Genomic DNA, 26,425 nt, shown 5'->3' on the forward strand with positions numbered 1-26,425 from the left:
GGGTGCGCCGGACCCGCCGGTCGGCGGGGTCGGGGAGGTCAGGGGAGGCGTGGCGCGGGCAGGCGCAGGACGAGACGGAACCCGCCGTCGTCGTCGGGGCCCGCGTCGAACTCCCCGCCGGCGAGCTCGGCGCGCTCCCGCAGCCCGATCAGCCCCTGGCGGGAGCCGGGGAGACCGAGCGGCCGTCCGGTCGGCCGGCCGTTGTGCACGGTCACCTCGACCCGGCCGCCCGCGCGAGCGATCCGCACGAGGACCTGGGAGCCGGGCGCGTGCTTGCGCACGTTGGTCAGGCCCTCCTGCACGGTGCGGTAGACCGCGCGCTGAGCGTGCTGCTCCAGGTCGATCCCCGGGTCCCGCTCCAGGGTCGCGTCGACCCCGGAGGCCGCGACCAGCGCGTCGAGGTCGTCGAGTCCCGGCTGCGGCTGCGGCTGCAGCGGCTGGCGGTCCGCGCCCGGGGTACGCAGCACCGCAACCATGTGCCGCAGCTCCTCCAGTGTGGACACGGCGAGCCCGCGGACGGTGCGCGCCGCGTCGCGGACGGTCTGTTCGGCCGCCCCGACCTGCAGCGCCCCCGCCTGGACCGCGATCAGGCTGACCTGGTGGGACACCACGTCGTGCATCTCGCGGGCCAGCCGGTTCCGCTCCCGTTCCAGGGTCTGCTGCTCCCGCAGCCCCTGCTCGACCTCGTAGGAGTCGGCCAGCTCCCGCAGCCGGTCGCGCAACGACGCCTGCGCCTGCACGAGCTGACCGAGCGCGGCGGGGCCGGCGCCGGACAGGACGCCGTAGACCAGGTCGAGCAGGGTCTGGCGGTCGGCGAGCAGATCCGGCTGGACCGGCACCTTGATCACCGAGCCGACCGTCGTCACGACGGCCGCCGTGATCACCACCGCCCGGGCCGGCGTGCGCCGGGCCAGGGTGTAGAGCGCCACCAGGGTGGCGATCAGGGCGTAGGACGTCACGAGCGCCGGCACCGTCAGCAGGAACCCGACGCCGGGGTGGCGGCGCCGCAGCAGCAGACCGAGCAACGCGACCCCGGCGAAGCCCCAGGGTCAGACACCGTCGGCGTCGGTGACCTCCAGCAGCGAGTCCAGGGCGGCCGCGGCGAGCAGTGCGAGCTCGGCGCCGACCGCGAGCAGGGTGTCACGGCGGGAGCGGGCCGAGGTCACGAGCGGTCCCGTTCCAGCCCGGCGAGCTGGGCGACGAGCGCCGCCCGGACCCGGCTGGTGACCCCCAGCTTGCCCAGGACGGTGCTGACGTGGTCCTTCACCGTGCTCGGGGACAGGTAGAGCTCGCGGCCGATCTCGGCGTTCGACAGCCCCTCCGAGACCAGGGCGAGGACGTCGCGTTCGCGGTCGGTCAACGCGGCGATCTCCCGCTCGGCGGCGCGGCGGTCCGCCGACAGCCGCCCGCCGATCATCGGGCGGGCCGCGCCGGGGGACAGGACGACCGCGCCCGCGGCGAGCGCCCGCACCGACTGCACGAGCTGCCCGGGATCGGTGTCCTTGAGCAGGAAGCCCGACGCGCCCGCGGTCAGCGTGGCCTCGATGTACTCGTCGGTGTCGAAGGTGGTGAGCATGGCCACCACGGGTGGGGAACCACCGGAGAGGACACGGTCGAGGACGGTGAGGCCGTCGACCTCGGGCATGCGGATGTCGAGCAGGACGACGTCGGGCCGGGCCAGCGCGATCTCCCGCTCGGCGTCGGCGCCGGTCGCGGTGGCGACCACCCGGATGTCGTCGGCGGCCTGGAGGAGCATCGTGAATCCCGACCGCACCAGGGCCTCGTCGTCCACCACGACCACGCGGATCATCGTTGCGCTCCGTTCGTCACCGGTCCGCCCCATCGTGCTGGACCCCGTCGCGGGGCCGCGCGGGAGATCGCTCATCCCGGCGCCACCGGGAGGAGACCGGTGCGGGCTGCGCGGTCGGGCAGCGCGAGCTGCAGGGCGGCGGTCGCCACCGCCCAGGAGTGCCCACCCGGCAGCACCAGGTGGCGGACCTGCATCCCCGACGACCGGGCGAGATCGACGAGCCGGGCGGCCCGCACGACGTCGCCGCCCTCCTCTGACCCGACGACGACCGTGCCGGACACCCCGTCGTAGCGGTGCCGGCGCAGCAGGTCGGCCGGGTTGATCGCACGGAACCGGGCGTCGTCGCCGCCGAACAGCGCGCGCACCGTCTCGTCCCGGGTGCCGAGGGACGGCTCGTCCTGCCCGCCGATGTCGAGGAACGCCGGGTAGACCTCGGGGGCGCGCACGGCGAGCTGCAGGGCGCAGGTGCCACCGTAGGAGAACCCGCCGATGGTCCAGCTCCGTGGGTCCGGGTCCACGTCGAAGCGGGCGCGGATCCAGTCGGGGACGTCGCGACGCAGGTAGGTCTCGACGGCGCCGCGGGAGGAGTTGACGCAGAGCGGGTTGGCGAACGTGGAGCCGGTGGCGTCCGGGACGACGACGACCGGGGCGAGCCCGCGGTGCGCCGCGGCGAACACGTCGAGCACGGTGGCGAGCCGCCCGGCGGTCAGCCAGTCCCGGGGAGCCCCGGGCTGGCCCGCCACCAGGACGAGGACGGGCAGTCGCGGTGCGCCGGGGACGAGCGCGGCGGGCGGGAGGTAGACGGTGGCGGGGCGCGCCGCGAAGCCCGATACGGGCGCGGGGACGGGGAGGTCGAGCACTGCACCCCGCTCGGGGAGATCGGGGGGCGCGACCCACCGGACCGGGGGAAGGGCGGTACCGGTCCGGTGGGGGACCCGCGCCGGGTTCAGGGCGTTCGGATCGGTCAGGCCCAGCAGCGGGCGCGGGGTCGGGTAGTAGCCGTAGATCGCGTTGATCTTGACGCCGCTGGTCGCGAGGACCAGCAGCACCGCTGGGACGACGAGCAGCCGGGTGGCCCGGCCGCCCCGCCGGACGGCCACCGCCGCGGCGAGCACCGCTGCGATCGCGATTCCCGACCAGACGAACAGCCGGGCGGGGAGCACGTCCGGGGTCGGCCGCCAGAGCACGTTCAGCACGAGGGCGGCCACCGCCGGGAGGAGGACCGCCACGGCGACGACGAGCACGGACGGGCGGAGCCACCGCCGGCCACGCGGCCACGCGAGGAACACCGCCGCGACGACGCCGGCGACCGAGATCGCGAGGGGCAGCCCACCGTCGACGAGGGGGAGGTCGAGCACCGAGCGCACCGGCAGCGGCGGTGGCATCGGGTCGACAGTCACCGGTCGCCCCCGTCGTCGTCGGAGCCGTCGGCGGAGGTCCGGCCGTCCTGTGGCCCCTCGATCGTGGCCCCGGCGAGCGCGGCCAGGTCGGCGCGCAGCGTCGCGAACGGGAGCACCCCCCGTTCGAACGCGGCGCTGACCGGCCCCGGGCCGAGGACCCGCTCCACGAACCCGGCGTCGGTGCGCCCGGCGGCACCCTCCGCCACGTCCCGCCCGTCGACGACGACGCGCCAGGCGTCGGCGGTCCCGATCGAGCGTGCGCGGGGCCGGGCCAGCGGCACGGCCGTCACCGGGAGCCCGTCCTCGACCACGCCGGTCCGCCCCGGCACGGGTTCCCCGGGGAGGTCAGCGAGGACCGTGTCGAGGATCCCGCGGGCGGTGGCCGCGTCGGCCGGGGCCACTCGCAGGTGCAGGACCGGGCCGGACGGGGACCGCTCCAGGTGGTACACGCGCTCGGGTGCGCCGTCGGGGCCCGGGCCGGGGGCCCCCGGGAGGGCCGGGTGGGTCGGCGGCACGGCGACCTCGGAGAACCCGGCGGCGAGCAGCGTGCGCTCGGCGGCGTCGGCGAGCGGATCGGCCCGGCCGGGCCGGACCGGTGCGGCCAGCACCTGCCAGTCCGCGAGCAGCACCGACAGCTCCCCGGACCGCGAGGTGACGACCTCGCCGCTCACGAGCACCAGGTCGTCCGGCTCGACGCCGTCCTTCCAGCGGGCGAGCGTCTCGGGACCGACGGTGGCGGCCTCGACGATCACCTGGATGCGGGCCGGACCGGAGCGCAGGGTGGCGAAGGCGAGTGCGCCGAACGTCCGCTGCGCGCGGACCCGACCCACGACGGTCGCGGGCTCCCCGGTCCGCACGTCCCGGCCCAGCTCCGCATGGCGGTGCTGCAGCGCGGCGACATCGTCGACCTCTCCGGCCGGTCGGACCAGAGGGGCCAGGGCGAGGGAGCGGGCGCGCTCCGCGGAGCGCCCGGCGGTGTCCCCCGGGGTGCCGATGCCGAGGGCCCGGGCGCGGAACCGGTCGTCGCGCCGGCGGGCCGCGGCCCGTCGGCCGACCCCACTCGGGCGCAGGAAGCCCTCCGCGACCCCGGCGGCGACCACCGCCCGGACGCCGCCGCCGGACCAGCAGAGCAGGCGCGGGACCCAGTCGGGTTCGAAGGTACGGCTGAAGCGGTGCAAGGACTCGATCTGCACGAACGACGACACGCCGCGCAGCACCGTACGCCGGGTCCGCTGTCCCGGGCCGGCACCCAGCCGCGCGCCGGTCTCGAGCGTCTCCCGGAACACGACGAAGTTCAGCGAGGCCCGGCGCACCCCCAGCGTGGGGGCGACCGCGGCCAGCTTGCCGATCATGAACTCGGTCAGCCCCGCCGGGGCGTGCGACCCCCGGCGCATGACGTCGAGCGACAGACCGTCCGAACCCCACGGCGCGAAGGTCAGCAGCCCGCAGGCGACGTCGTCCGGACCGAACGCCTCGACCAGCAGGACGTCGGGGTCCGACGGGTCGGCCACCCGCCCCGAGGCCATCGAGAAGCCACGTTCGATCGCGCTGTCGCGCCACCGCTCGGCACGGCGGTCGATCGCGTCGAGATCGGCGGCGGGCACGTCGCGGACCCGCCGGACGGTCACCCGGTAACCCTCGCCGTCCAGCCGCCGGACCGCGCGCCGGACCCGGCCCTCGCGGCCGCCGGTGCGGGCCAGCCGGGCGAGGTCCACGACGGCCTCGTCCCCGATCCGGCGCACCCGCAGACCGTACCGCCGGTACACCGCGGCGCCCCGCTCGCCCGCGGCGAGGACGACGGGCTGCCACCCGAACCGGTGGGCCTCGGCCAGCCAGGCGGACACCGCCGCGGGCCAGCCGTCGACCGACCCGACCGGGTCGCCCGCCGCGACCGACGCGCCCGCGACGACCCGGTACGCGACGGCCGCCCGCCCGTCCGGCGCGAACACCACACGCTTGTCCCGGCGAGTGGCGAACCAGGCCAGCGAGTCCGGCCCGCCGTGGGCGGCGACGAGCGCACGCACCCGCAGCTCGTCGTCCGCGGTGGCGACGCCGTGCGCTCGCGCGCCGCGCAGGAAGACCGCGAGCGCACCCAGCAGCACCGCCCCGCCGACAACGTCCAGCGCGGGGGTCAGCCAGCCACCGCCCGGGCCGCCCGCGACCAGCTCGAAGGTGCCCCCGGTCAACCGGTCGAGCACCCACACCAAGCGGGGCCCGGCCGCCCCGGGGGCTCCACCGACCCACGGCGCCACCAGCCAGCCCACCCCGACCGCCCCGCCGAGACCCGTGACGAGGACGGCGGCCGCCCGACGGTGTGCCCCGGGGGCGACGTGCGCGGCGAACTCGCCCCGTCGTGCCGCGAGGAGGGCCGCCCACACGGCCGGGACGATCAGGTCGACCGGCTCGGCCTCCCCGGCGAGGACCAGGACCAGCTCCCCGGCGGCGGCGAGGGCGAGGAACGAGACCAGGGCCAGCCACGCCGCCCGTTTGCCGGCGCGCAGGGCCGCGGCCAGCAGGGCCAGTGCGAGGCCGACCACGACGCTCGGTCCGGTGGGGATGCCCACGAACCAGAACCACCGGTCCACGACGGTCCCGGCGTCGGCGAACGCCGCGCTGAGCTCCACCAGGCACGCCACCGCGGCCAGCGCGACGACGAGGGCGGACAGGGTCCGGACGGGTGTGTGGCGGGGACGGTCGTCCCCGGCCGCGCGGGCGGGCGCCGTCGGTGCCACCCCGCCGTCGTCGTCGCGCACCGGTGCACCGGCCGTCTGCAGTGCGAGCTTGGTCCGCATCTCCGCCCTCTCGTCGCCCCGGATACAGGCTGCTCGCGCCCGGCGGCCGGGGGGACCACCCGGGAGCGGTGCCGGGAGGGCCGTCAGGGCCCCGTCGACCCGCCGGTCGGCGGGGTGCGGAGAGCGGGGACGTCCGGATCGTCACGTCGGTGCGGTCGTGGCCGCCGCAGTCGCTACCGTCGCGCTCGGCGATCACGCCATCCGACCTGCCCGCTCGAGCCGAGGAAGCTGCTCCGGATGATCCCCACCCTGCTGGCCGCGGCGACGGCCGCCGTCCTCGCCGCGCTCGCCGCGCGCCGACTGGAGCGCTGGAACGTCGGTACGCCGTTCGTCATGGTGGTGGCAGGCGGGCTCGTCGGCGTGACCGTGACCAGCTCGGTCGGCGCGATCCTCAACACCACCGGTGCGCAGCGCGCCCCAGAGCTGATCCTGGCCGTGCTGCTGTTCGTCGACGCCACCGAGGTCCGCGGCGGGCGGCTGTGGGGCAGCGCGCCGGGCCTGGCCGCCCGTATGCTGCTGGTGGCGATGCCCCTGAGCATCGCGGCCGCCCTCGCCGTCGGCGGGTTCCTGTTCCCGGCCCTGGCGTTCCCGGTCCTGCTGGTGCTGGCCTGCGTGGTCATGCCGATCGACTTCGCCTCCAGCGAGCGGGTCGTGCGCGACCGCAGGATGCCCGCCCGGATGTGCAGCATGCTCAACGTGGAGGGTGGCTACAACGACGGGATCGTGTCCCCGCTGTTCCTGTTCGCGCTCGCCCTCGCGGGCGGCGCGGCCACCAGTGGGCACGGCCCGACCCACGCCCTGTCCACCGCCGTCCCGCACGCCCTGATCGCGATCGCCGTCGGTTCCGTCCTGGGCACGCTCCTCGGCGCGGCGCTCGACCGGGCCTCCCACCGGGCTGGACCGACGGCCGCAGCCGCCGCATCGTGGTGCTGCTCGCCCCGCTCGTCTCCTACACGGCGGCGGTCGCCCTGAGCGGCAACGGGTTCGTCGCGGCGTTCGTCTGCGGCATCGCGTTCCGCTACGTGCACCGCATCCTGCTCGCCCGCCGGCTGCGGTCCGGCGTCGAGGCCGAGCACACCGCGGGCAGTGCGTCGGCGGCGCTGTCCCGCGACTTCACCCTGCTGGAGGACGCGACCTCGCTCCTGACCGCGTCGATGTGGTTCGTCGTCGGCATCGCCGGGGTGTACTTCCTGTCCGCGGTGACCATGCCGATCCTGGTGTTCTGCCTGCTCGCGCTGACGGTGCTGCGGGGCGTACCCGTCCTGCTCGCGCTCATCGGGACCGACCTGAGCGGCCGGGAGCGGCTCCTGGCCGGCCTGCTCGGTCCCCGTGGGACCACGACGATCGTGTTCGGGCTGCTGGCGTTCAACGGCCTGCCCGACGGCGAGCCGGCCGACACGATCATCGTCAGCACGGTGCTGTGCGTGGTCGGCAGCGTGCTGCTGCACGGGTTCGGGTCGAGCCCGGCGATCGACCGGCTCACCGCGGCCGGGAACGGGCGTCGGCGGGTCCGCGTCCGACCGCCGGCCGGTACCCCGTCAGGGTGAGGGCCGCTCGCGGGGCCGACCGAGCAGCGCGGCGGGCGCCGTCGCGCGGTGCAGCAGCTCCTCCAGCGGGCCCCGGCGGAAGAACCGGCTCCAGACCAGCGCGAACACGACCGCCCCGAGGACGAAGGCCGCCAGGATGTAGCCGGGTTCGCCCGGCCCGGCGCTGAGTCCGAGCACCCCGATCGCGATCACGTGCAGGGTGTAGACGGTCAGCCCCATCGTGCCGACCGCGGCAACCGGTCGCCAGATCGCGGGCCACCGCTCGGTGGCCGCCAGCAGGAGCACGACGACGGTGACCGCCACCCCCGTCGCACCGAGGATCTCGAACGGGGTCCCGGTGTGCTCGGCCGAGCCGAGCAGACGGAGCGGGGTGTCGGTGTCGACCACCCCGGATGCCCGCCAGGTGCCCGACACGTCGGGGCCCGGGGGGTATGCGGACTCCGCTCCGTCCATCGCGGCGTCGGCCGGGCCCCCGGCCGCCGGTTCGGTGACGCCGAACAGCCGGGTCAGGAGCCGGGACCCGCCGTAGCCGACCACGGCCGCCACCGGACCGAGGACACCGACCCACAGACGGGTCCGGGCGTCGGTCAGGTCCACGCGGCCCAGCGCCATCCCCGCGAGGAGGAACGGCATCCAGGTCAAGACGGGATAGCCGCCGGTCAGGAACAGCCGGACCAGCCCCTCCCCACCGATCATCTCGACGGGGTCGTTCGCGGTCCAGACGTCGAGTCGGGCACCGGCCGCCCGGCGCACGGCGAAGGACAGCACCGGGCCCACCACAGCGGCGACGAGGGCCGTGACGGCGAGCGCCGGGGCCCGCAACCGGGAGAAGGGCAACGCGAGGAGGAAGAACACCCCGTAGTAGGCGAGGATCACGGTGACCGAGGTGCCCGTCATCGTCATCGCGGTCCCGAACACGAGCAGCACCGCGCCACGGATCGCGATCCGGCCCGCGGCACGACGCCACGATGCGCCGGACAGGGGCCTGGCGCGCCCCGACATGATCGCCAGCGACAACCCGGCCAGCACCGCGAAGAGCGCGGACGCCCGTCCGGAGGCGAGCTCGGTCAGCAGACCGCCGACGCCCTCCGACGGGTCCGGCCCGACGTGCGCCGCGAACATCCCGAAGACGGCCAGCCCCCGGGCGACGTCGATGCCGACCAGGCGGGCCGTGTGGAGTTCGTTCGGGGTATCGGATCGTATGGACATGATCCACACGGTCCTCGACGGTCCCCGGTTCGCGCATCGGGTGACAGGCGGGTCCGACCCCGCCGACCGGACGGTGCGACGGCCGGACACACGCCCACGACTCGTGACCCGGCAGCGGGACAGTTCCAAGATCGGCGCTTCTGGCCGCCCGCGATGCCCGAACTCTGCATCGTGCTCTCGCCGCACGGATGGCTGATCTGCCGCCCGCGTTGCTGCGCGCTCGATCACTTGGGACCAGGGCACTGAGATGGCCCGCTACGCCGGCATCACCGCCGAGCGCGGGGGTCCCGGGCCACTTCTGCGACCCCCACTCGCCTTAGCCGTGCGGCTCGAACGAGGACACCAACGGGCTCCTGTGTCAGTACTTCCCGAAGCGCACTGCCCTCGACGGGCACAATGCCCAGCACCTCCTCGCTGTCGAGGCGAGATCAACCGCCGACCCCGGCTGGTCCTCGGGGAGCAGCCGCCCGCCGCCGTGTTCGCGGCGTTGTTAGCCTCCGTCACCTAACCATCGTTGCGACGTTTGCTGGAACCTGCCCGTCGGCATCTCTCCAGTCTTCACCCGCCGGCGACGACACCCCGTTGACCAGCAACGCTGTCCGACGCCGCGCTCCCAACGCTTCGGTCGCGATGTGTGCTCTGCGACACATCTGCGTCGAACCGCTTGACTAGTGATGCCTTGCAGGCGTCTCGTCTACTGCAGACGGCAGGCGTTCGGCCCGCTGATCTCTGACCAAGGATGGAAGCGAGGTGAGCGGCGCATGCCGGACGACAGTTCTTGCTCGAGAGGTTGGATACCTTCCCGCTCTCTCGCAGCATTCTCTGCTTAGCAGCATACCGAGGGCCGCTATTCCTCGGATCTGTCTGGCCTGTGACACTCACCCCCCTATGAATGAGGGGGTTTCTACTATGCCGACTGCAGTCGGACCTACCGGCAGGATGCGCGCTCGGTGGATCATTGACCCCGGTGATGCGATGAACCGGCGGATGATCGCGATGTGGACGTGGGATGCTTCAGAAATTGACATCTCGATTTCCGCACCCCGGACTCAGCACAGTGGCAGGTGCCCTGCAATCAAGCGACTCCTCGGTGAGCGCTGTCAAGAAGCGTCGTCGTGTACGTGCGCTAGCCGCAGTTGACACACCTACCTCGAGGCGTGCGACATCGTCAGGAATAAGAACTCGAGTGGCCGGAATTTCGACTACAGAGGTGCTGGGCGTGCTCTGCGAGTTGGCCTGACCATGGATCATATTCGCGATAGGGCGGTTCTTGCCCTGACTGGTCAGATAGATCTGGCCTAGGGAAACGGCAGAGCAGGAACGCTTCACGGATCCTTTATCATCTTGCTTCTCTTGCACGCTCAGAGAGCAATTTGTAGCGGGAGCACAAGTTTCGCACCGACGAGGCGGGTCTTCGACCTTGTGCTGGCCGCAGCCGTCGTTCGCTCGCAGGTATTCCCGTAGGTGGGTGACACCGGGATCAACGATGCTGCCCGACCGAAGAAACAGCACTCTGAATCCTACTCAGACACGCTCAGAGTCGCTGCCGCACCGTGTCTCGGACGGACGGACGGACTGACTGAACTGGACGATCAAGCTCCTGCTGCCCGCCGCCAGATAGTACTGATCATCGATGATGGGAGAATCTCATGACCAACCTTGAGCGTAACACGAACCAGTCGCCAACTCGAACCCGACCGAACCTCGAGCGGCAGGCAATCGTCTTTACTGTCGGCCTTTATCTGTTCCTCAGCATCGCTTTGCTCGCTGTCCACTACGCGACGCCGCAACCCCCGCCGAACAACGCCGGAAGCTCATCGACTTCACCATTTAACCCCTGACAGCGAGCCTTTGTTAACCCGACAAGAAAGCTTCTGAGTCAGGCGGGGCCCGCGAAGGTCGTGGCGCGACTGCTCTAACCACAGCTGCACATGTCGCAAGCTCGGCCGCCAAGTACACGCAGCTAAGGCTCTGAGCTCTCGGAATGTTAAGGTCGAGGACCGCTCAGTACCCTTCTATCTGGGCATCTGAAATCAGATACTCTGGAGACCTAAGGGTTCCTGTAACTGATTGGAAGGACAAAATCGTGGCAAGCCAAGCATCAAGCGTCCGATTCGATCCCGAGGTGTTGCGACGGAGATGGATCCAAGTCCCGACCGACAACCCCTCTGCAGCGGAGGAAGCAGAACACTTCTCTGGTGTTGATTTTGCGGCCGCTGGCGGGCAGGCGTGGGAAACAGACTCTTTCGCCTACCTCCCGGTTGTGGTCAATTTTCGCCTCGGCGAAACGGTGGCCCGCGAAACGATTGTGTTCGCCTTGAACGGCGATCGAGTGATCACGCTGCAGCCCCAGAGCCATTTTCTGGTATTCGATACAGCTATCGCGCGGATGCGCCGCAATCCGCAGCTGGCGCACTCCTCGTACGGGGTGATGTATGCTCTACTCTATGCGCTCAACGAGGCCTCCGAACAGGTCATCGATTACGCGAGCGATACCCTGGAGAGCATGAACGACACGATCCAGCTCGCCACATCTGGATACGACGATCGCGGCAAGGAAATGGGTGTAGCCGACATGCAAGATGCGATCGCCCGCATGAACGATACAGAAGAGATTGTGTCACGCACGCAGGAGTCGCAGCTTCTCCTCGCTCGCGCGGCTCGCCACCTGCGGACAGAGGTTCCGGCTGAAGCAACTGACCTAGGAACACTGACTGACATCCTGATCTCCGATATAGACGGAGTAAAAGAGCACGCCGGCTTCGAGCACGACAAGGTCCGCTATCTCCAGCAGTCTATTATGACGTCACTGGAGATTAAACAGAACCAGATCGTAAAGGTATTCACGATCATCACCGCCGTATTTCTGCCACCCACTCTCATTGCAACATTTTATGGCATGAACTTCACATTTATGCCTGAACTGCAATGGGAGCACGGATTCCTGGCAACGACTCTCCTGACTCTGATCGTGGCATTGATTCCGCTCGTTTACATCAAGAGGAAGGGGTGGCTTCGCTAGCGCTCCAGCCTGGGCCCACAGCTGGCCGAGGGTGCGAGGTTCGGCGCGGTCATCGAACGCCACGGGGTCCAGGACCCGGGCGAGGCGGGCGACGAGCTCGCCGGTCGTGTCAGCGGTCATTCCTGGTCCCCCTTCCCATTCCGCGGGAAGGCTGGGGCTGTTGTACCGGATGGGTGTGACGGTCGATCTGACGTCGTCGGCAGCACACCGCCCACTCGGCAACAGCGGGGAGTGTCTCTATGGGTTTGTCAAGCGGCTATGAGCCCGGGATCGGGGTCCTTGATGACCGGGGGTGCATAGGGACGGCGGTCGCGGAGCATGGCGTAGATGACGTCGGTGCGGCGGCGGGCGAGACAGATCAGGGCGGCGTTGTGGCGCTTCTTCTCGGCTCGCTTGCGGTCGTAGTAGGCGCGGCTGGTCGGATCGGCCAGGGCTGCGAACGCGGAGAGGAACAGCGCCGACTTCAGGGCGTGGTTGCCGCGCGGGGAGCGGGTCTCGCCCTTGATCGAGGATCCGGACCGACGAGTGACGGGCGCGAGACCCGGCGTAGGCGGCCAGGTGCCCGGCTGTGGGGGAACCCGGAGCCGTCGCCGACGATGGTGAGGATCTTGATGGCGGTCCTGACTCCGAGCCCGGGCATCGAGGTCAGGACCGGCCCAAGAGGGTGGGCCTCCAGGCGTGTCCGCGTACGGGCTCTGATGTCGTTGTAGGTACGAGCTGATTTGTCGTTGGTCCGGCGCGTCGGATCGAAGATCAGCTCAGGGAGGGAGCGCCCTCCGGGCTCTGTCAGCTGCCAAGCAGACGAGCCCGGAGGGTGGTCGCCCGTGATCCCGCCCCGCTGCGCGTGGCCGGGGCGACGTGGAAGAAAATCGCAGCTCAAGCGGGTGCGACTGGCGCACTGCCCGTAAGTACCTCTCCGCTGGGGCGCCGGCGTCGCCGCCTCGGGCGCCGTCGCGGGCGGGGACGGTGCCGCGGCCGGTCGATCCGTTCACCGACATGATCGACGCCTGGTTGGCCGCGGATCCCCACCGCGACGACCCGGAGTTCGGTTACCGCTACCTCGTCGCCGAGGCCGCGGCCGCCGGCGAGGTGATGGCCGAGCGGACCGCGTGGCAGATCTGTCGCGACGGTTGTCAACGGCGGGTTGGGAGTGACCCCGTAGCGAGGGACTGTCAAGTTTCCGGTGTAACTCTGGCCGTTGAGGGCTATCGGCGTCCGGCGGACAGGCGTCCGGCGAAGGCCATGTCGAAGGCGTTCAGGGCTGGTTTCCAGCGGATTGACCAGCGGCGTTGTCCTGCTCCGGTGGGGTCGAGACTCATGATCGCCATGTAGACGCATTTGAGGGCGGCGGTCTCGTTCGGGAAGTGCCCGCGGGCCTTGACCGCCCGCCGGATCCGGGCGTTCACGCTCTCGATGGCGTTGGTGGTGCAGATGATCGTGCGGATCTCGACGTCGAAGGCCAGGAACGGTACGAGTTCCGCCCAGGCGCTGTCCCAGAGCCGCACGATCGCCGGGTAGCGCTCGCCCCATGACTGGCGGAACTCGGCGAACCGTTCGGTGGCCGCGGCCTCGGTCGGTGCGGTGTAGACCGGTCGAAGCGCTCGGGCGATGGCGTCGTAGTGCTGGCGGCCGGCGTAGCGGAAACTGTTGCGCAGCAGGTGCACGACACAGGTCTGGGTGATCGCAGCGGGCCATGTCTGCTCGATCGCGTCGGGCAACCCTTTGAGCCCGTCACAGACGACCATGAGCACGTCGGCGACGCCGCGGTTACGGATCTCGGTGAGCACGTGCAGCCAGTACTTCGCGCCCTCACCTGCGGTGTTCGGGTCACCGGCCCAGAGACCGAGGATCTCGCGGCGTCCCTCGCAGGTGACGGCGAGTGCCACGTAGATGGGCCGGTTGGCGACCTTCCCGTCGCGAATCTTCACATGGATCGCGTCGATGAAGATCACCGGATACACCGGGTCGAGGGGCCGGCTCTGCCAGTCGGCCATGGCGTCGAGGACCTTGTCGGTGATCGTGGAGATCGTCTGCCGCGAGACCTGGGCGCCGTAGACCTCGGCGAGGTGAGCCTGGACCTCACCGGTGGTCAGGCCCTTCGCCGAGAGCGACAGCACCATCTCATCCACCCCGGACAACCGCCGCTGGCGTTTCGCCACGATCTTCGGGGTGAACGAGCCGTCCCGGTCACGGGGGACCTCGACCTCGACCGGTCCGGCCTCGGTCAACACCGTCTTCGACCGGTGACCGTTGCGGGAGTTCTTCCCGTCGCGCCCGGCCGGGTCGTGGGCTTCATAGCCGAGATGGTCGGTGATCTCACCCTCGAGGGCGGACTCCAGAACCCGCTTGGTCAGCTGCGCGAGCAGCCCGTTCGCCCCGGTCAGGTCGAGCCCGTTCACACGGGCTCGACCGGCGAGCTGAGCGATCAACTGCTCATCGACCGGATCGAGCTTTCCCGCCCCGTCACCGTCGAGCGCGGCGTCGAGGTCGGTCACCGGCTCTGCTGCCTGGTCTGTCATCGGTCCACACTCCTTGATCGGAGTTACACCGAAGATCGGACACTCCCGCGCGGCCCTGCTGGGCTACGGACCGGGCAGACGGTCGCACCGCTGGGTGGCCACAGCCGAGGTGCGCGCCGCGGCCGCTCGTCTGGAGTCCGCGTTCACATGAGGCCCCGATGCACCTGACAACCCCATGTCAACCTCAGGGTGGGCCGTTCCCATCGCCAGAAGTGTCCCGCCGTCCTCGTCGGTGTCCAGGCCGATGCCCTTCGGGTGGCCTTCGGCCAGCCTGGACACCGCCTGCGGGCGGCTGGTGCTGGCCGCTATGGGAAAGCGACGCCGGGCCTGGTCAGGACGCCACTGCGATGTCGCCGGCCGGTGTCGTTCGCTGGTCGCGGGCGGTGACGGCGGCGGCGTGGCGGTCGGGGTCGTAGGGGGTGTTCTCGGTCCAGCAGCGCCAGATGATCCGCAGCCAGGCCCGGGCCAGGATGCGGATGGCGTGGGCGTGGTTGTGCCCGCGTGCTCGGGCTCGGGCGTAGGTGTTCTGGGCCCAGGGATGGCCGGCGCGGCTGCCGTCGGCGAAGTCGACCAGGGCCTGGCGCAGGCGGTAGTTGCAGCCGCGGCGGAACGCGACGTAGTGCGACCGTCCGGATGCTCGGGTCGAGGGGGAGATCCCGGCTGCAGCGGCGAGCGCGTCGTCGGTGGGGTAGCGGCCGCGGGCGTCGCCAATCTCGGCGAGCAGGGTCGCGGCGCGGACGCGCCCGGAACGGGGCAGGCTGGTGAACACAGCACCGTCGGTGTGGGCGTCCAGAGCCTGTTCGATGTGGGTCTCGATGATGGTGATTCGCTCTTTGAGGCTGCGCAGCAAGGCGACCAGCTGGGTCGTGATGACCTGCGCGGAGTCGGCTGCGGGCCCGTCGGGGTGTCCGGGCGGGGCCTGGCGCAGGTGGTCGAGCAGCTGGGCCGCGGTGCGGGTGTTGGAGCGGGTGTAGCGGGCGCTGCGCAGCCAGGTCGCGAGGCGCTTCTCCGAGAGCCAGGCCGCGTGGCGCGGGGTGGGGAACCGCTCGAGGAACGCGAGCGAGACCGTCCCGGCGAGTTCGTGGAACAGCCCCACCGCGCCGGGGTGGGCGAGTTGCAGGTGCGCTTCGTGGAACAGCCCCACCGCGCCGGGGTGGGCGAGTTGCAGGTGCGCGCGGAGCTGGTTGTGCGCGGCGACGCGAGCCTTGACCAGGTCGGCGCGGGTGCGGATGAGCATGCGCAAGCCGACGGTGGCGTCGGTGTCGACGGTGAGCGGGATGAGGCGGCGGCGGTCTGTGCGCAGGACGTCGGCGAGCAGGTAGGCGTCGAAGCGGTCGTCCTTGTTCCCGGCGGTGGAGTAGCGGGTGCGCAGGGCGCTGACCTGGCGGGCGACGATCACGAACACCGTCAGGCCGGCGGCGAGCAGCGCGGCCACGACCGGGCCGTCGCCGCGTTCGATCGCGACGCCGGTGACTCGGTGGCGGTGGAGGGTTGTGACCATCGTGGACAGCCCGGTGGTGGTGTTCGGGACGGTGAACCGTTCGACGGCGGCGCCGGTGTCGTCGACGACGCAGACCGCCTGATCGGACCAGGACCAGTCCACTCCGGCCCAGCGGGTCGGAGCCTCAGGGTCGGTGTCATCGGGCAGGTTTGCGCTGGTCGTGGTCGTGGTCGTGGTCGGCTGGTGCATCTGTGTTCCTCCCGTCGGGGCGGGGTGAGCGCTCCGGGAGGACGCGGCTGCCGGTCGGTCACTACAGCGCTCGTGGCGCACAACCCCATCGCCGGTCAGCACGTCCCGTCCCGTCGGGTCTCGCGATTGTCAAGTCAGACCTCGCAGGTCTGGCGAGCCTGGGCGATGACCCGACGGTCCGGGATGCGCACCGGACCCGTCCGGGCCCGGCGAGATCAGCCTGCCCGTAGTGACCCTGAGCCTCATCGCTGCGGCCACGCTTCTGCTGGCCGCGGTGCTGGGACTGCGCCGGCGAACGCAGCCCGCGGTGGGGATCACCGTCGCAGCCCTCTTCGCCGGTGTCGCCGCGCTACTGGGTGCTGTACCCAGCCCCGGGACACCGACGGCGCGGGCCTACCTCGCCGCCGGGATCCTCGTCGCGATCGGGCTGGCAGGGACCGGACTGTTCACCACGGCAACAGCGCTGTCGCGCCGCCTCTACGCGATCTCACCGATCGCTGCCGGAGGCGGTGTTCTGCTCGGCCAGATCCTCCTGCTCGTCGACGGGGCCCTGCTCCCCCTCGTCGAGCCTCGCACCGGCGGGAGCTGCTACCCCCAGCTCGTCATGCTCACCGGTCTGACCCTGGTCTGGCCGATGGTCGGCACCGCGGTGCTGATCGGACACGGCCGACGGGTGCTGCGCTACATCCCCAGCACCGCCATGCAGACGACCCTGCGGCTGTCCGCCGCACTGTTCGTGGCTGCCTTCGCCGCCCTCGCGGTGCTCGCCGCGCTGCAGCTGCACCCCGCCGCCAGCCCGGTAGCCCAGGGGGCGCTCGCCGCGAGCGACGTCGTCCTGCTCTGCTGCGCGACCCTGCTCGGCCTCGGGCTCGTCGCCACCCGCCTGAGCGGCCCGCTGCAGCCGGTCATCGAGCAGGTCCGGGCCGCCATCCTGTTCCTCCGGCTGCGCCGGCTCGAAGGTGTCCTGGTCTCGGCAGTGCCGAGCTGGCAACAGAGCGAGGCCATCGCCCGGCCGAGCCTGCTGCGGGATCGCCCGGACGCGGCGCTCTACGCGCGGATGGTCGTCATCTGGGACACGACACGCGCCCTGCTCAGCGGGGTCCCCACCCACGTGGTGTCCGCAGCGGTCGACTTCGCCCGCGAGCACGGCTCCGGCACCTCCCCCGACCGCCGGGCGGCGCTGGCCGAGGCCAGCTGGCTGGCCTGGGCCCTACGGGGCGGGCGCGGCGACGGTCCGGACGCGACGTTCCAGGTCCTCGACGCCGAACCGCCACCCCGTACCGGCGAGCTCCTGGCCGAAGCACGCCTACAGACCGAGGTCTCCACACAGCTGCGACACGGGCGACTGGTCGAGCCCTTCCTGCGACACCTCCAGAGCACCGAAGCCGAAGACACTGCGCAGGGGAGCGGCATCGGCCAGGAGCCGGACCGTCAGCGGGTTGCGCCGGACTCGTAGCGGAACAGAACGGCGAGCTGGGGCACCGACCGGCGCACGTCCCGTGGCGAGGCGACGGCCAACATGGTCAGGTCCTCAGCCGCAGCCCACAGCTGGTCGGTGGAGGACAGATCACCGTCACGAGCCCATTCGGTCAGACGTGCGATCGCGGCGTCGCTGCGCGGGCTCACGTGCGCGACCCGCCACAGCAGGTGACGAGCGGCGGCACAGAAGGCATCGTCGGGCCGGGCGGCCTGCCGACTGTCGAGATGGGCGAGCAGCTCCCAGGTCGGCTCTCCGACGCTGGGACGCACCGCGAACAGCGGGCGCGCACCTTCCCGCTCCCGGACCGCGTGCTCCCGGCTGCTCATCCGGCTCGACCAGACCACGAAGCCGACTGCAGCGGTGACCAGCAGAAGCACCTGCAGCGCCTCGGTCGCCATCACGACAGCTGCGGCGAGCCCTCCGCCAGCCAGCAGCGAGACCACGACGAGGCGCGCCCGCCGCGGCCCGGTGGCGGACACGTCGTCGGCAGCGTCGGACAGCAGTGCCGTCATCAGCGGTCGGGGCAGAAGGGGATCGGCTACGACCAGCTGGCCTGCCCGCGGCAGCACCGCGCCCCACCAGGTCAGCTCCGCGCCGACCGGTGACGAGGCGGCAGCTCCGCTGAGCTGCTAGCTGTTGCGTGCCGCCACCTACGCAGCCTCCGTGAATGCTTCTCGCCCGCTGAGCCCTTGCCGCGCTCACCCAGCAGCATGACGCTGCGAATACAACACATCGCGCGTTGTGGGACTAGCCATTGGAGCACCCCGTCACCCAGTGAGTCCAACCGCTTACACGAAGCGCAACGGATCATGTGACGCCAAGTAGTTGCAGATGGCAAAGGCAGCGTGATGGGAGTGGTCGGTGCGACCGTCGACGTCCCCGAGGGCGTGTGCCAGGGCCGAGATCGGTACACCGGCGCTCAGCGCGAGCGAGACGAAGGTCTGCTCCAACGCCGCCGGCGTCACCTGCCGGTCCAGGCCGACCGCCGCCGCGACCGCAGTGAACCGCTGGGCCGCCTCCACCGACGAGAGCCGCTCGCCGGCGTCCAGCGCGCGCAGCAGCGGTCCCTCCGAACGTCCGGCGGTGCACTGCGTCAGGGCCGCGGCGGTCGCCGCCGCGAGCGGGACCACCGACCGTCGCCCCCACCGTCGAGGCAGGCGAACCACGGGCAGGCTGTCGGTCGACGCGACGTGCTCGACGTCCAGGCTCAGAGCCTCGCCCACCCCGAGCCCGTTCACTGCGACGAGAAGCGACAGACCCAGGATCGGCGCGTCGATCACCTCCGCGGTGTCGAGCAGCCAGATCAGCGCCGTGGGTTGAAGGGCACCATCGGGGGCGGCGGAGGAGGCAGGACTCGGCAACACCGCCGAGGCCTCCGAGGAGGTGCTCGATTGCATGGCTGCGTCGTCGGCAACCGTCGACCGGAACTGCTCCAGGACCGTCTCGGCGCGCTCCCGGTCCCGGTAGGTATGGCCGACCGGGGCCGTGGCCAGGAACGCCCGTATGGCCGTGCGATCCAGAACCAGCGGATCGGAGCCCTCGCGGCGACACCAGCGCTCCCACGCCCCGAGCACCTGACGCGCCGTGCGCCGCGCGCCCCCCGCGCTGGCGTGAGACACGAATTCCGCCGACTGCCGCAGAAAGCCCGCGTCGTTCACCTGTCCGGCACCGCCCGCGTCGTCTCTGCGCACGCCCTCATGCTCCAGGGCGCGGCGACGGCACCGACGGGCCGGGCGGGGGAGAGGCAGGCGGAGGCGGAGTGGGGCCGTGGCTGACGAGGACCCGGTTCCGCCCGGCGTTCTTCGCCGCGTAGAGCGCCTCGTCCGCGGCCGCGAGCACAGCGTCGAGATCGCGGCCGGCCTCCGGGTAGACCGCGGCCCCGATCGAGGCGGTGAGAGCGGAGACCTGCATCGGGGGAGCCTCGTCGCCGTCGACGTCGACCGTCAGAGCCTCGATCCTCCGACGAATCCGCTCTCCCACCTCACGGACCGCTCCACCGTCGCGGTCGGCCGGCCACCGCACCCCGGCCAGGGCGATGACGAACTCCTCCCCGCCGAAGCGTCCGGCGGCGTCGCGATCACGGATCTCGGCCTCGATCACCTCGGCGACCGCGCGGAGCACCGCGTCACCGACCAGGTGCCCGTAGCGGTCGTTGACCTCCTTGAAGTAGTCGAGGTCGAGGATCAGGACGCCGACGTTGGAGCGGTCACGCTCCGCCGCGTCCAGCAGCTGCAGCGCCTGCGAGCGCCAACCCTCCGCGTTCAGCAGACCGGTTTTCGCATCCGTCGACGCCCGTCTCTCGAGCTGCCTGATGAGAGTGGTCTGCTCCATCAGAACGAGCGCAGGAATCAGCAGCACCACGAGCGGAAGATGGTCCGGCATCACCGCGTAGGCCACGATTGCGCCAAGACTCAGCGTGGCGGTCTCCAGTGCGATCTCGCCACCGGCCAGGATCGTCAAGAACTTGCTCCCGGGCTGAGCCAAGCGGATAACGCTCATGACGAGCAACATGTTCGTGCCAGTGTAAACCGCTAGACACGCCGCGATCTCAACGATCGCAAACCATGAGTTCGACCCGTCGAAGCCTAGTCGGACCGCTGCGACCAGATAGACGGCCAACACGACGGTGGACGTCGAGTAGAACTGTCGATGGGGAGGGGTCCCGGCGGGCCGAAAGACGCGGAAGTACAGATGGGTATAACTGACGATCACGGTGCACGCTGCCAACAGTGGCGGCAGCAACAACGCACCCGCGAATGTCCACACCGAACTCAGGTCGATATACCTGGTCTCTGCGATGCGGCGGCGCAGTCGCTCAGCGCGTAGTGAGATCTCGGCGTGCACGCCACTGAGGACCACCAGCGCACCCGCGGTCAGCCACACTGACAGCCCACGGGGAGCGCCGTGAATGACGATGTCGACAGTGACTAGGCACACAGCTGCGAGTTCGACTGCGACAAGTAACGCCCGAACGCGAGGCGGAAGTGACCAGAGCCGCCACGCCGACAGCCTTGACCGGAGGATGCTCCGGTCGGCGTGTCGCGCGGTGGATGAGGTCACGAGAATCCTCGAATCGTAGATCGTTTTTTCCCGTCTCAGCATAGACGGCGGCGAGCGGTTGCATCCCAGCTCAGTTGTGTCGCTCTCATCCATCCGCTGGTCGCCGGGAGGGCTCAGAACTGGCGATCAAGATCAACTACGGCGCTGACGTAACGATGTTTCTCGCCTACCCTGTCGAGGCCGTCGCGAGCCGGGGCGACCTCGGACGCGGGTGTGGTCGACAGAGCTGCGCCTCAGCTAGGCCATTTGTAGTAACCCGGCGGAAGTTGCCACGACGAGAGGGGGAGCTGTGCGTAACTGGAACTGGTGATGAGGAAAGAGTCTGAGCGTAAAGGGGTCGGATTCTATTGAAAGGGGCTGTAATGCGCAACTGGAACTGGTGAATGAAGCAGGCGAATGAAGCAGGCGACGGAAGCGGGGCTCAACGAGATGGGATCTGGTGAACGTGCGTAATTGGGACTGGTGAACTGGAGTCGATGGGCAGTCGTGACGATTGGAGGTGGCGAGATGCGTAACTGGAACTGGTGAAATGCGGTTGGGTCATGGCGAGTGAAATAGAAAGGAAGGTGCGGGTAATGCGTAACTGGAACTGGTGATGGCGCTGTCGATGGGCCCGTATGTCCTATGCGAAGGAGGGGTTTGAGTGCGCAACTGGAACTGGTGAACGTGGAGTGGCCTGTTCTTGTGGCTATGGGAGGGAGTGTGCAGTGCGCAACTGGAACTGGTGAATGCATTCCGCTGGTAGGTATCGCGTGAAGGGGGATGGCTCGTGCGCAACTGGAACTGGTGACTCGACGATTCTTGGGTATTGGAGAGGAGAGAGGAGAGGGCTCGTGCGCAACTGGAACTGGTGAACGGTTGGGATCGTCCGGTCGAACGACTAGGTAGGAGGATGAATGCGTAACTGGAACTGGTGACGCGGTTCTGGTCGAAACAAGTAAGAGAGGAGAGGTCACGTGATGCGTAACCGTGTGTGGATCTGAGGTCTGCACTGGTGACGGCCAGGCGGTGAAAGTGCGAAGCACGACGACGGTGAGGCGGTGGGGAGCCCGAGTGGAAAGTCCTCGGCAACCCCACCGCTCACAGCGCTCGGGCCGACCCTGACACCGCCAAGGCCGCGAGCCCGACCCCGGCGACGGCGGCGGTGACCGCCACTGCAACGCCGGGGGAGGACCACTCGGCGAGCAACCCGGCTGCGAGAAGGCCGATACCCTGCGCTCCGATCAGGCCGGCGGCGGCAAGCCCGGTCGCGCGCCCCCGCGCCTTGGCGGGAGTCCGGCGCACGAAGCCAGCCTGAGCCTGGATCAATGCGGCGGCCACGGCCGCTCCGCTGAGCGCCCACAGCGTGGCGACCGCAACTACCGACGTCGCGATCGCGCTCACCATCAGGGGGACCCCCGCGACCCCCGCAAGCGGGAGCATCCAGCGCTCCCGGGCCCCCTGGGGGACCCAACGGGCGAAGACGATTGCCCCGACGACGCTGCCGGCCGGGATGGCTGCCAGCAGGATCCCGACGGCGACCGGACCAGCGCCCAGCTGCGCGGCGTACGGAGCAGCCACCCCCTCAGGGGCGATGTAGGTCCCGGACATCCAGACGACGAGGGCCAACGTGCGACGCGAGGGATCGGCGAACACCGTGTGCGCCCCGTCGGCGATGTCACGCCGCCAGGAACGGACCTCGCCGGCCTCGGCAGCAGCGGGCGCCGCCCGAGCCGTGACCCCGGCGGTCAGCACGGCAGCTGAGAGGACGAAGGTCCCGGCGTTCGCCAGCAGAGCGGTCTGCGGACTCAGCAGAGCCAGCAGTGCGCCGCCGGTCGCGAACCCGGCGACCTGCGCGATCTGCCCCGTCACCTGGCGAACGGCGTACCCGCGTTCGAGCAGGTCGCCGCGCAGGATCTCGGGCAGCAACGCTCCCTGCGCCGCCGAGTGCGGGGAGCCCAGCAGCACCATGACCACGATCAGGGCACACAGCACGGGTAGGGGGAGGCCTGGCCACGCCATCGGTGCGACCAGTGCCGCGCGGGCGAGGTCGCTGCCGATCATGACCCGGCGGCGGGGGTATCGGTCGGCGACCCATCCCAGCAACGCGCCGCCGAGGAGCGCGGGCAGGAAGGTCAACGCGTACACGGTCGCCGACAGGGCTGCCGAGCTCGTGCGGTCGTAGACCAGTACCGAGAACGTCACCCGAGCGAGCTGGTCGCCCAGGATCGAAACGACCTCAGCCGACCACAGCGCACGGAACTCTCGAAGCGCGAAGACCTGGGTCAGACGGCGCGGCCCGGGCGCGGCGGCTGCAGAGTCGGCATCGTTCATAGTCGGCGCCCGACCATGTCACGAACAGCAACACGCCGGACACCCAGGGTCCGATCCCGCCCACTAAGCGAACAACACTCGCGAACAGCTGATCAGACAGCGCTCCGATCGGGTTGCGGCGTCCCTGCGTCGGGATGGCCCCGCTGGGCGGTAGAACTACCGTCGGCCTCTCCGGGGCTCGGGAGCGGGCCAGATGAGGGGGCAGGGTGGTGGCGCAAGGGAACTCCGCGGGCTCGCGATCTCTGGCGGACAAGCTGAACTACCTGTTCAGCACGCTGGAGTCGCAAGGTCGGCCCACCACTCTCGACGAGGTGGTCGCAGGCATCCGGGCCTCCGGCGGATCGGTGTCGCGCGGGACGCTCAACCACCTGCGCCTCGGGCGCACCACCAACCCGTCGAAGGCAACCCTGGAGGACATCGCCCGGTTCTTCCAGGTGCCCGTCAGCTACCTGCTCGACGACCCCTACGCCCAGGTCAGCACCGAGGAACTCGAAGTGCTGCAGGTCGTGCGGCAGGCAGACATCGCCGACCTCGTCCGGGCCATCGGTCACCTCCGGCCGGCGACCCGCCGAGCGCTGGAGCAGGTCGTCGCTGATCTGCGGGCCATGCCGACGCCCGGACACACCGAGCGCACGGACCGCCCCTGACCTGCCCACTCATCCGGCAGTGGGACTCGCGACCAGCCGCGACGGATGACGGTAATTCGGCCGCTGTTCGGGCGTCGCCGGGGCGTCGGGCCCCACCGCGAAGTACTCGTTGACCAGCAGCGGAGCCGCCGCCGCGGAGGCGACCCTGTCCTGGCCGGTCCGGCCGTCGAGGACCAGCGGTCCGACGTCGGTGTAGCCGTAGACCATGCCGTGCCAGGCGGTGGTGACCGTCGGTGGGACCCGTCCCGAGTCACGGGTGATCCGCCACAGCTCGACGCCGGCGGCGTCGAACCCGAGGACGGCGTCGGTCCCGATGTAGGGAGCGAGCGAGCAGATCGTGAGGGCCTGGTCGTCGGAGCGGCAGGACCAGCCCGGCTGGCCGTTGAGCGGACTGTCGACCGGCCGCCCGGTCGCGATCTCCACGACCCGACTGCCTCCGGCCGGACGCGACAGGCTGCTCAGGTCGACCAGCATCCGAGCTCGGCCGACCGGCCACACCGCGCTGCCCGTGAGCCCGGCCCAGCGGGTGCTGCCGTCGCCGATGCTGAGGCCGCGCAGTTCACGCTCGACGAGGTCGCGAGCCTCGACGGCGACGGTGCTCTCGCCGACGAGCACAGCAGCGGCGCCGGGCGCGGACCATCGCAGGGTTCCCCCTGCCAGGTCGACCGCGGCGGTGTGGGCGGTGGCGGAGGTCGAGGCGCTCACGATGGCCGTGGTCCCGACCACGCCGGCGACCGAGACCGTGAAGCCTGTCAGCGACTCCTCGAGCCACTCGGGAGGCAGAGGGACGGTGATGGAGGACAGCGTGCGGGCGGTGCCCGGATCCGCGGCGACCAGCTCGATGCCGCGGCGGGCCGGGGTGGTGCCCTGGCCGGGCTGCTCGACCGGCCAGGCCGCCAGGACCCGACGGCCCTCGGGCAGGTCTGCCAGCACCGGGGCGCCGAGGACCGGCGGGGCACCGATCGCGGTCGCCCGGGACACATCCAGTCCGCTGAACAGCGGGGCCTGGGGGAAACCGCCCACGATGGCCTCACCCGAGGTCAGGTCGACCCGGGTCAGGCCGGTGTCGGACAACGACCAGCCATAGACGCCGTCGAGGACCTGCGGGGCCGGGAGTCCGGTGTCCCCGCCGAGGGACAACGCGGCGGACCCGAACGCCGTCGGGGGATCGAACGCCTGCCTGGCAGGCGGGGGCGGCGCTCCGGGGGCGTCGACGGGGGATGGGGCCGTGCACCCGACGAGGAGCAGCGCCGCGGCCGCGCCGGCGACCGCTACTGCGACACGACGCCGCTGATCAGCGCGTGAACAGGTTGCTGCCCAGGTAGATCTGCCAGTCGGCGTCTTCAAGCCCGTGCCCCCCGGATCGCAGGTGATAGCTCATCCCCGGGCCGCGGAAGCCCTTCCCCGTGGCCGGCGGCCAGTTCGCCGAGGACAAACCGGTCTCCCCGAGCCCGTAGAGCTCATAGACCGGGGCGGCACCGAGGTAGGACAGGAACTCGCCCTGCGGGTCGGCGTTGCCGTCGTCCGCGGCCGAGGCGACCACGACCCGACCCGGCGCGATCAGCGCGAGCAGCTCGTTCTGATCCACCGGCAGGGCGTCGGCGTTGCCGTCGAAACGCTTGTAGGTCTCGGGGAACCAGTGCGGGAACTGGGAGTTGATCGCCGAGATCGACTCGCCCGAGGAGTCGCGGCGGGCGAGCTTCGCGCCGGTGGAGCCGGAGTTGTTCGAGATGACCACCGGGAACCGTGGGTCCTGGGCCCCGGCCCACAGCGAGGCCTTCCCGCCGCGGGAGTGCCCGATCACCGCGACCTTGCTCGGGTCGATGTCGGGGTCGGTCTGCAGGTAGTCCATCGCTCGGCTGGCGCCCCACGCCCACGCACTGATCGTGCGGCCCGCGTTGGCCGGGAGGTCCTGTCCGGCGGGGTAGAACGCGTTGATCACACCGTTGCGATAGGAGCCCGCGTCGTCGGGGGCGACCTCGTCGGCGTTCAGCGCGGCCAGGGCGTAGCCGTCACCGGTGATCGCCGAGACCGGGGCGTAGCCCCCCGAACCCGGGTCATCTCCCACCGAACCCCGGTGGTCGATGAGCAGGAACGTGCCCTTCGGCTTGCCCGACGACGGGGTGAACAGCCGCAGCGTGAAGCTCGCCGTGCCCTCAGGCCCGGTCACCGTGATCGTGATCTTCTTGGCCGACCCGCTGCCCCCGCCGCTGTCCTCGGAGAACGTCGTCTTCGTCGGTGCGGGCAGCGAGGTGCCGTAGACATTGTTCTGAAAGGCCTTCAGCAGCTGCGGGCGGCGCTGTTGCTCCCACTGGCGCACGCTGGTGACACGACCACCCGAGTCCGGAGCGAGCGGATCCGGGACCTCCAGGCCGCCCAGCGGGACCGCCGCCCGCACGGCCGCGGCGGCCACGGCCGGGGACCGGTCGACGCCGACTGTCGCCGATCGCGTCACCGCGATCGGCGACTCCTCGGCGGGGAGCACGGCCACGAGCAACGCGACAGCGCCGGCGACCACGCCTATCGGTGCACGCCGGCGGCGAGTCCCAGCCCTCATCCGACCGTCCATTCGTTGATACGTAGGAGGGTAGGCGATCCAGTCAGATAGATCTAGGACGTGAGTGTTCGTTGCCGCGCATCACTTGCGGCAGCGCCCCCGCGTCAGGGGACAGACCGGTGTGCAGGGGAGTAGACGGGCGAAGAGCTGAGCCCGGGAGCGTCTGTCCCAGGGCATGGCCGGGCCGGATGCCCTCAGCTGCCGGCGATGACGATGCGGGTGCCCTCCGGGGCTGGTGTGTCCAGGTCGGCTACTTGAATGCCATCGAGGCGAACGCGCCCGGCCTCGAAGTGCATCGCGAGCCGATCGCCCAACGCGGCCACCCGGGTTCGCACGGTCGGGACGTCCTGCGGCGCGGTCTCATCACTCACGCCGGTCA

General features: G+C 70.8%; 19 protein-coding genes and 1 pseudogene. 5 read left to right on the forward strand and 15 right to left on the reverse strand.

Annotated elements, in window-relative coordinates; all coding sequences use genetic code 11:
- Positions 1-38: 38 nt before the first annotated feature.
- The 4 genes from KPL60_RS22065 to KPL60_RS22080 all read right to left on the reverse strand — a co-directional run bounded on the left by KPL60_RS22065 (position 39) and on the right by KPL60_RS22080 (position 6,002).
- Positions 39-1,025, reverse strand: a complete 987-nt coding sequence (locus KPL60_RS22065) for a sensor histidine kinase (protein WP_226367066.1) — start codon at positions 1,023-1,025, stop codon at positions 39-41.
- A 137-nt stretch (positions 1,026-1,162) separates the two neighbouring features.
- A complete protein-coding gene (locus KPL60_RS22070) occupies positions 1,163-1,810 on the reverse strand; it encodes a response regulator transcription factor (protein ID WP_226367067.1) in 648 nt (215 codons plus the stop codon).
- A 71-nt stretch (positions 1,811-1,881) separates the two neighbouring features.
- Positions 1,882-3,195 carry an alpha/beta hydrolase family protein gene (locus tag KPL60_RS22075; protein ID WP_226367068.1) on the reverse strand — a complete coding sequence of 438 codons (1,314 nt, stop codon included), beginning with the start codon at positions 3,193-3,195 and terminating at the stop codon, positions 1,882-1,884.
- An 11-nt stretch (positions 3,196-3,206) separates the two neighbouring features.
- The gene (locus KPL60_RS22080; protein WP_226367069.1) at positions 3,207-6,002 is read right to left on the reverse strand and encodes a phosphatidylglycerol lysyltransferase domain-containing protein; all 2,796 of its coding nucleotides are present in this window, start codon (positions 6,000-6,002) and stop codon (positions 3,207-3,209) included.
- 237 nt (positions 6,003-6,239) lie between these two features.
- Here KPL60_RS22080 and KPL60_RS33970 point away from each other — a divergent pair, with 237 nt between their 5' ends.
- Both KPL60_RS33970 and KPL60_RS33975 read left to right on the forward strand, forming a co-directional pair.
- Positions 6,240-6,974: a cation:proton antiporter gene (locus KPL60_RS33970; protein WP_255656349.1), complete on the forward strand. Its 735-nt coding sequence runs from the start codon at positions 6,240-6,242 to the stop codon at positions 6,972-6,974.
- Positions 6,926-7,549, forward strand: a complete 624-nt coding sequence (locus KPL60_RS33975) for a cation:proton antiporter (RefSeq protein ID WP_308016807.1) — start codon at positions 6,926-6,928, stop codon at positions 7,547-7,549. Before KPL60_RS33970 ends, KPL60_RS33975 begins: the two co-directional genes overlap by 49 nt.
- Here the strand turns inward: KPL60_RS33975 and KPL60_RS22090 are convergent.
- On the reverse strand, positions 7,541-8,758 hold the full coding sequence (locus KPL60_RS22090) for a DUF418 domain-containing protein (protein WP_226367070.1): 1,218 nt from the start codon (positions 8,756-8,758) through the stop codon (positions 7,541-7,543). The genes KPL60_RS33975 and KPL60_RS22090 overlap by 9 nt on opposite strands.
- Before the next feature lie 2,086 nt (positions 8,759-10,844).
- Here KPL60_RS22090 and KPL60_RS22095 point away from each other — a divergent pair.
- Entirely contained in the window at positions 10,845-11,780 is a 936-nt protein-coding gene (locus KPL60_RS22095) for a CorA family divalent cation transporter (RefSeq protein ID WP_226367071.1), read from the forward strand.
- A 248-nt stretch (positions 11,781-12,028) separates the two neighbouring features.
- Here the strand turns inward: KPL60_RS22095 and KPL60_RS22100 are convergent.
- From KPL60_RS22100 to KPL60_RS22110, 3 genes and pseudogenes are all read right to left on the reverse strand, one after another.
- Positions 12,029-12,456 (reverse strand): annotated as a pseudogene (locus KPL60_RS22100) (transposase); the annotation flags it as partial.
- A 529-nt stretch (positions 12,457-12,985) separates the two neighbouring features.
- Positions 12,986-14,299: an IS256 family transposase gene (locus tag KPL60_RS22105; RefSeq protein WP_374228729.1), complete on the reverse strand. Its 1,314-nt coding sequence runs from the start codon at positions 14,297-14,299 to the stop codon at positions 12,986-12,988.
- Positions 14,300-14,630: 331 nt separating this feature from the next.
- Positions 14,631-15,989: an IS110 family transposase gene (locus KPL60_RS22110; protein ID WP_226366916.1), complete on the reverse strand. Its 1,359-nt coding sequence runs from the start codon at positions 15,987-15,989 to the stop codon at positions 14,631-14,633.
- 229 nt (positions 15,990-16,218) lie between these two features.
- On the opposite strand from KPL60_RS22110, the gene KPL60_RS22115 reads away from it, so the two are divergent.
- A complete protein-coding gene (locus KPL60_RS22115; protein ID WP_226366917.1) occupies positions 16,219-17,445 on the forward strand; it encodes a DUF6545 domain-containing protein in 1,227 nt (408 codons plus the stop codon).
- Here KPL60_RS22115 and KPL60_RS22120 read toward each other — a convergent pair.
- From KPL60_RS22120 to KPL60_RS22135, 4 genes are all read right to left on the reverse strand, one after another.
- A complete protein-coding gene (locus KPL60_RS22120) occupies positions 17,421-17,981 on the reverse strand; it encodes a hypothetical protein (protein WP_226366918.1) in 561 nt (186 codons plus the stop codon). The two genes, KPL60_RS22115 and KPL60_RS22120, sit on opposite strands and share 25 nt — an antisense overlap.
- Before the next feature lie 276 nt (positions 17,982-18,257).
- A complete protein-coding gene (locus KPL60_RS22125) occupies positions 18,258-19,160 on the reverse strand; it encodes a hypothetical protein (protein ID WP_226366919.1) in 903 nt (300 codons plus the stop codon).
- A gap of 4 nt (positions 19,161-19,164) precedes the next feature.
- Positions 19,165-20,313 (reverse strand): GGDEF domain-containing protein, encoded by a 1,149-nt coding sequence (locus KPL60_RS22130; protein WP_226366920.1) that lies wholly within the window; start codon positions 20,311-20,313, stop codon positions 19,165-19,167.
- A 1,296-nt stretch (positions 20,314-21,609) separates the two neighbouring features.
- Complete coding sequence (locus tag KPL60_RS22135) at positions 21,610-22,842, reverse strand: MFS transporter (RefSeq protein WP_226366921.1); 1,233 nt, start codon at positions 22,840-22,842, stop codon at positions 21,610-21,612.
- A gap of 206 nt (positions 22,843-23,048) precedes the next feature.
- Between KPL60_RS22135 and KPL60_RS22140 the strand changes: the two genes are divergently transcribed.
- Positions 23,049-23,489, forward strand: coding sequence for a helix-turn-helix domain-containing protein (locus KPL60_RS22140; protein ID WP_226366922.1), 441 nt, complete (start codon positions 23,049-23,051; stop codon positions 23,487-23,489).
- A 9-nt stretch (positions 23,490-23,498) separates the two neighbouring features.
- Here the strand turns inward: KPL60_RS22140 and KPL60_RS22145 are convergent, their stop codons facing one another.
- The 3 genes from KPL60_RS22145 to KPL60_RS22155 all read right to left on the reverse strand — a co-directional run.
- Positions 23,499-24,629, reverse strand: a complete 1,131-nt coding sequence (locus KPL60_RS22145) for a hypothetical protein (RefSeq protein ID WP_226366923.1) — start codon at positions 24,627-24,629, stop codon at positions 23,499-23,501.
- 154 nt (positions 24,630-24,783) lie between these two features.
- The gene (locus tag KPL60_RS22150; RefSeq protein ID WP_226366924.1) at positions 24,784-26,007 is read right to left on the reverse strand and encodes an acetylxylan esterase; all 1,224 of its coding nucleotides are present in this window, start codon (positions 26,005-26,007) and stop codon (positions 24,784-24,786) included.
- Positions 26,008-26,240: 233 nt separating this feature from the next.
- Positions 26,241-26,425: hypothetical protein (locus KPL60_RS22155; RefSeq protein ID WP_226367072.1), on the reverse strand; the 185-nt coding region annotated here is incomplete at its 5' end.

This window comes from Pseudonocardia sp. ICBG162 (assembly GCF_020496225.1).
GTDB lineage: Bacteria > Actinomycetota > Actinomycetes > Mycobacteriales > Pseudonocardiaceae > Pseudonocardia > Pseudonocardia alni.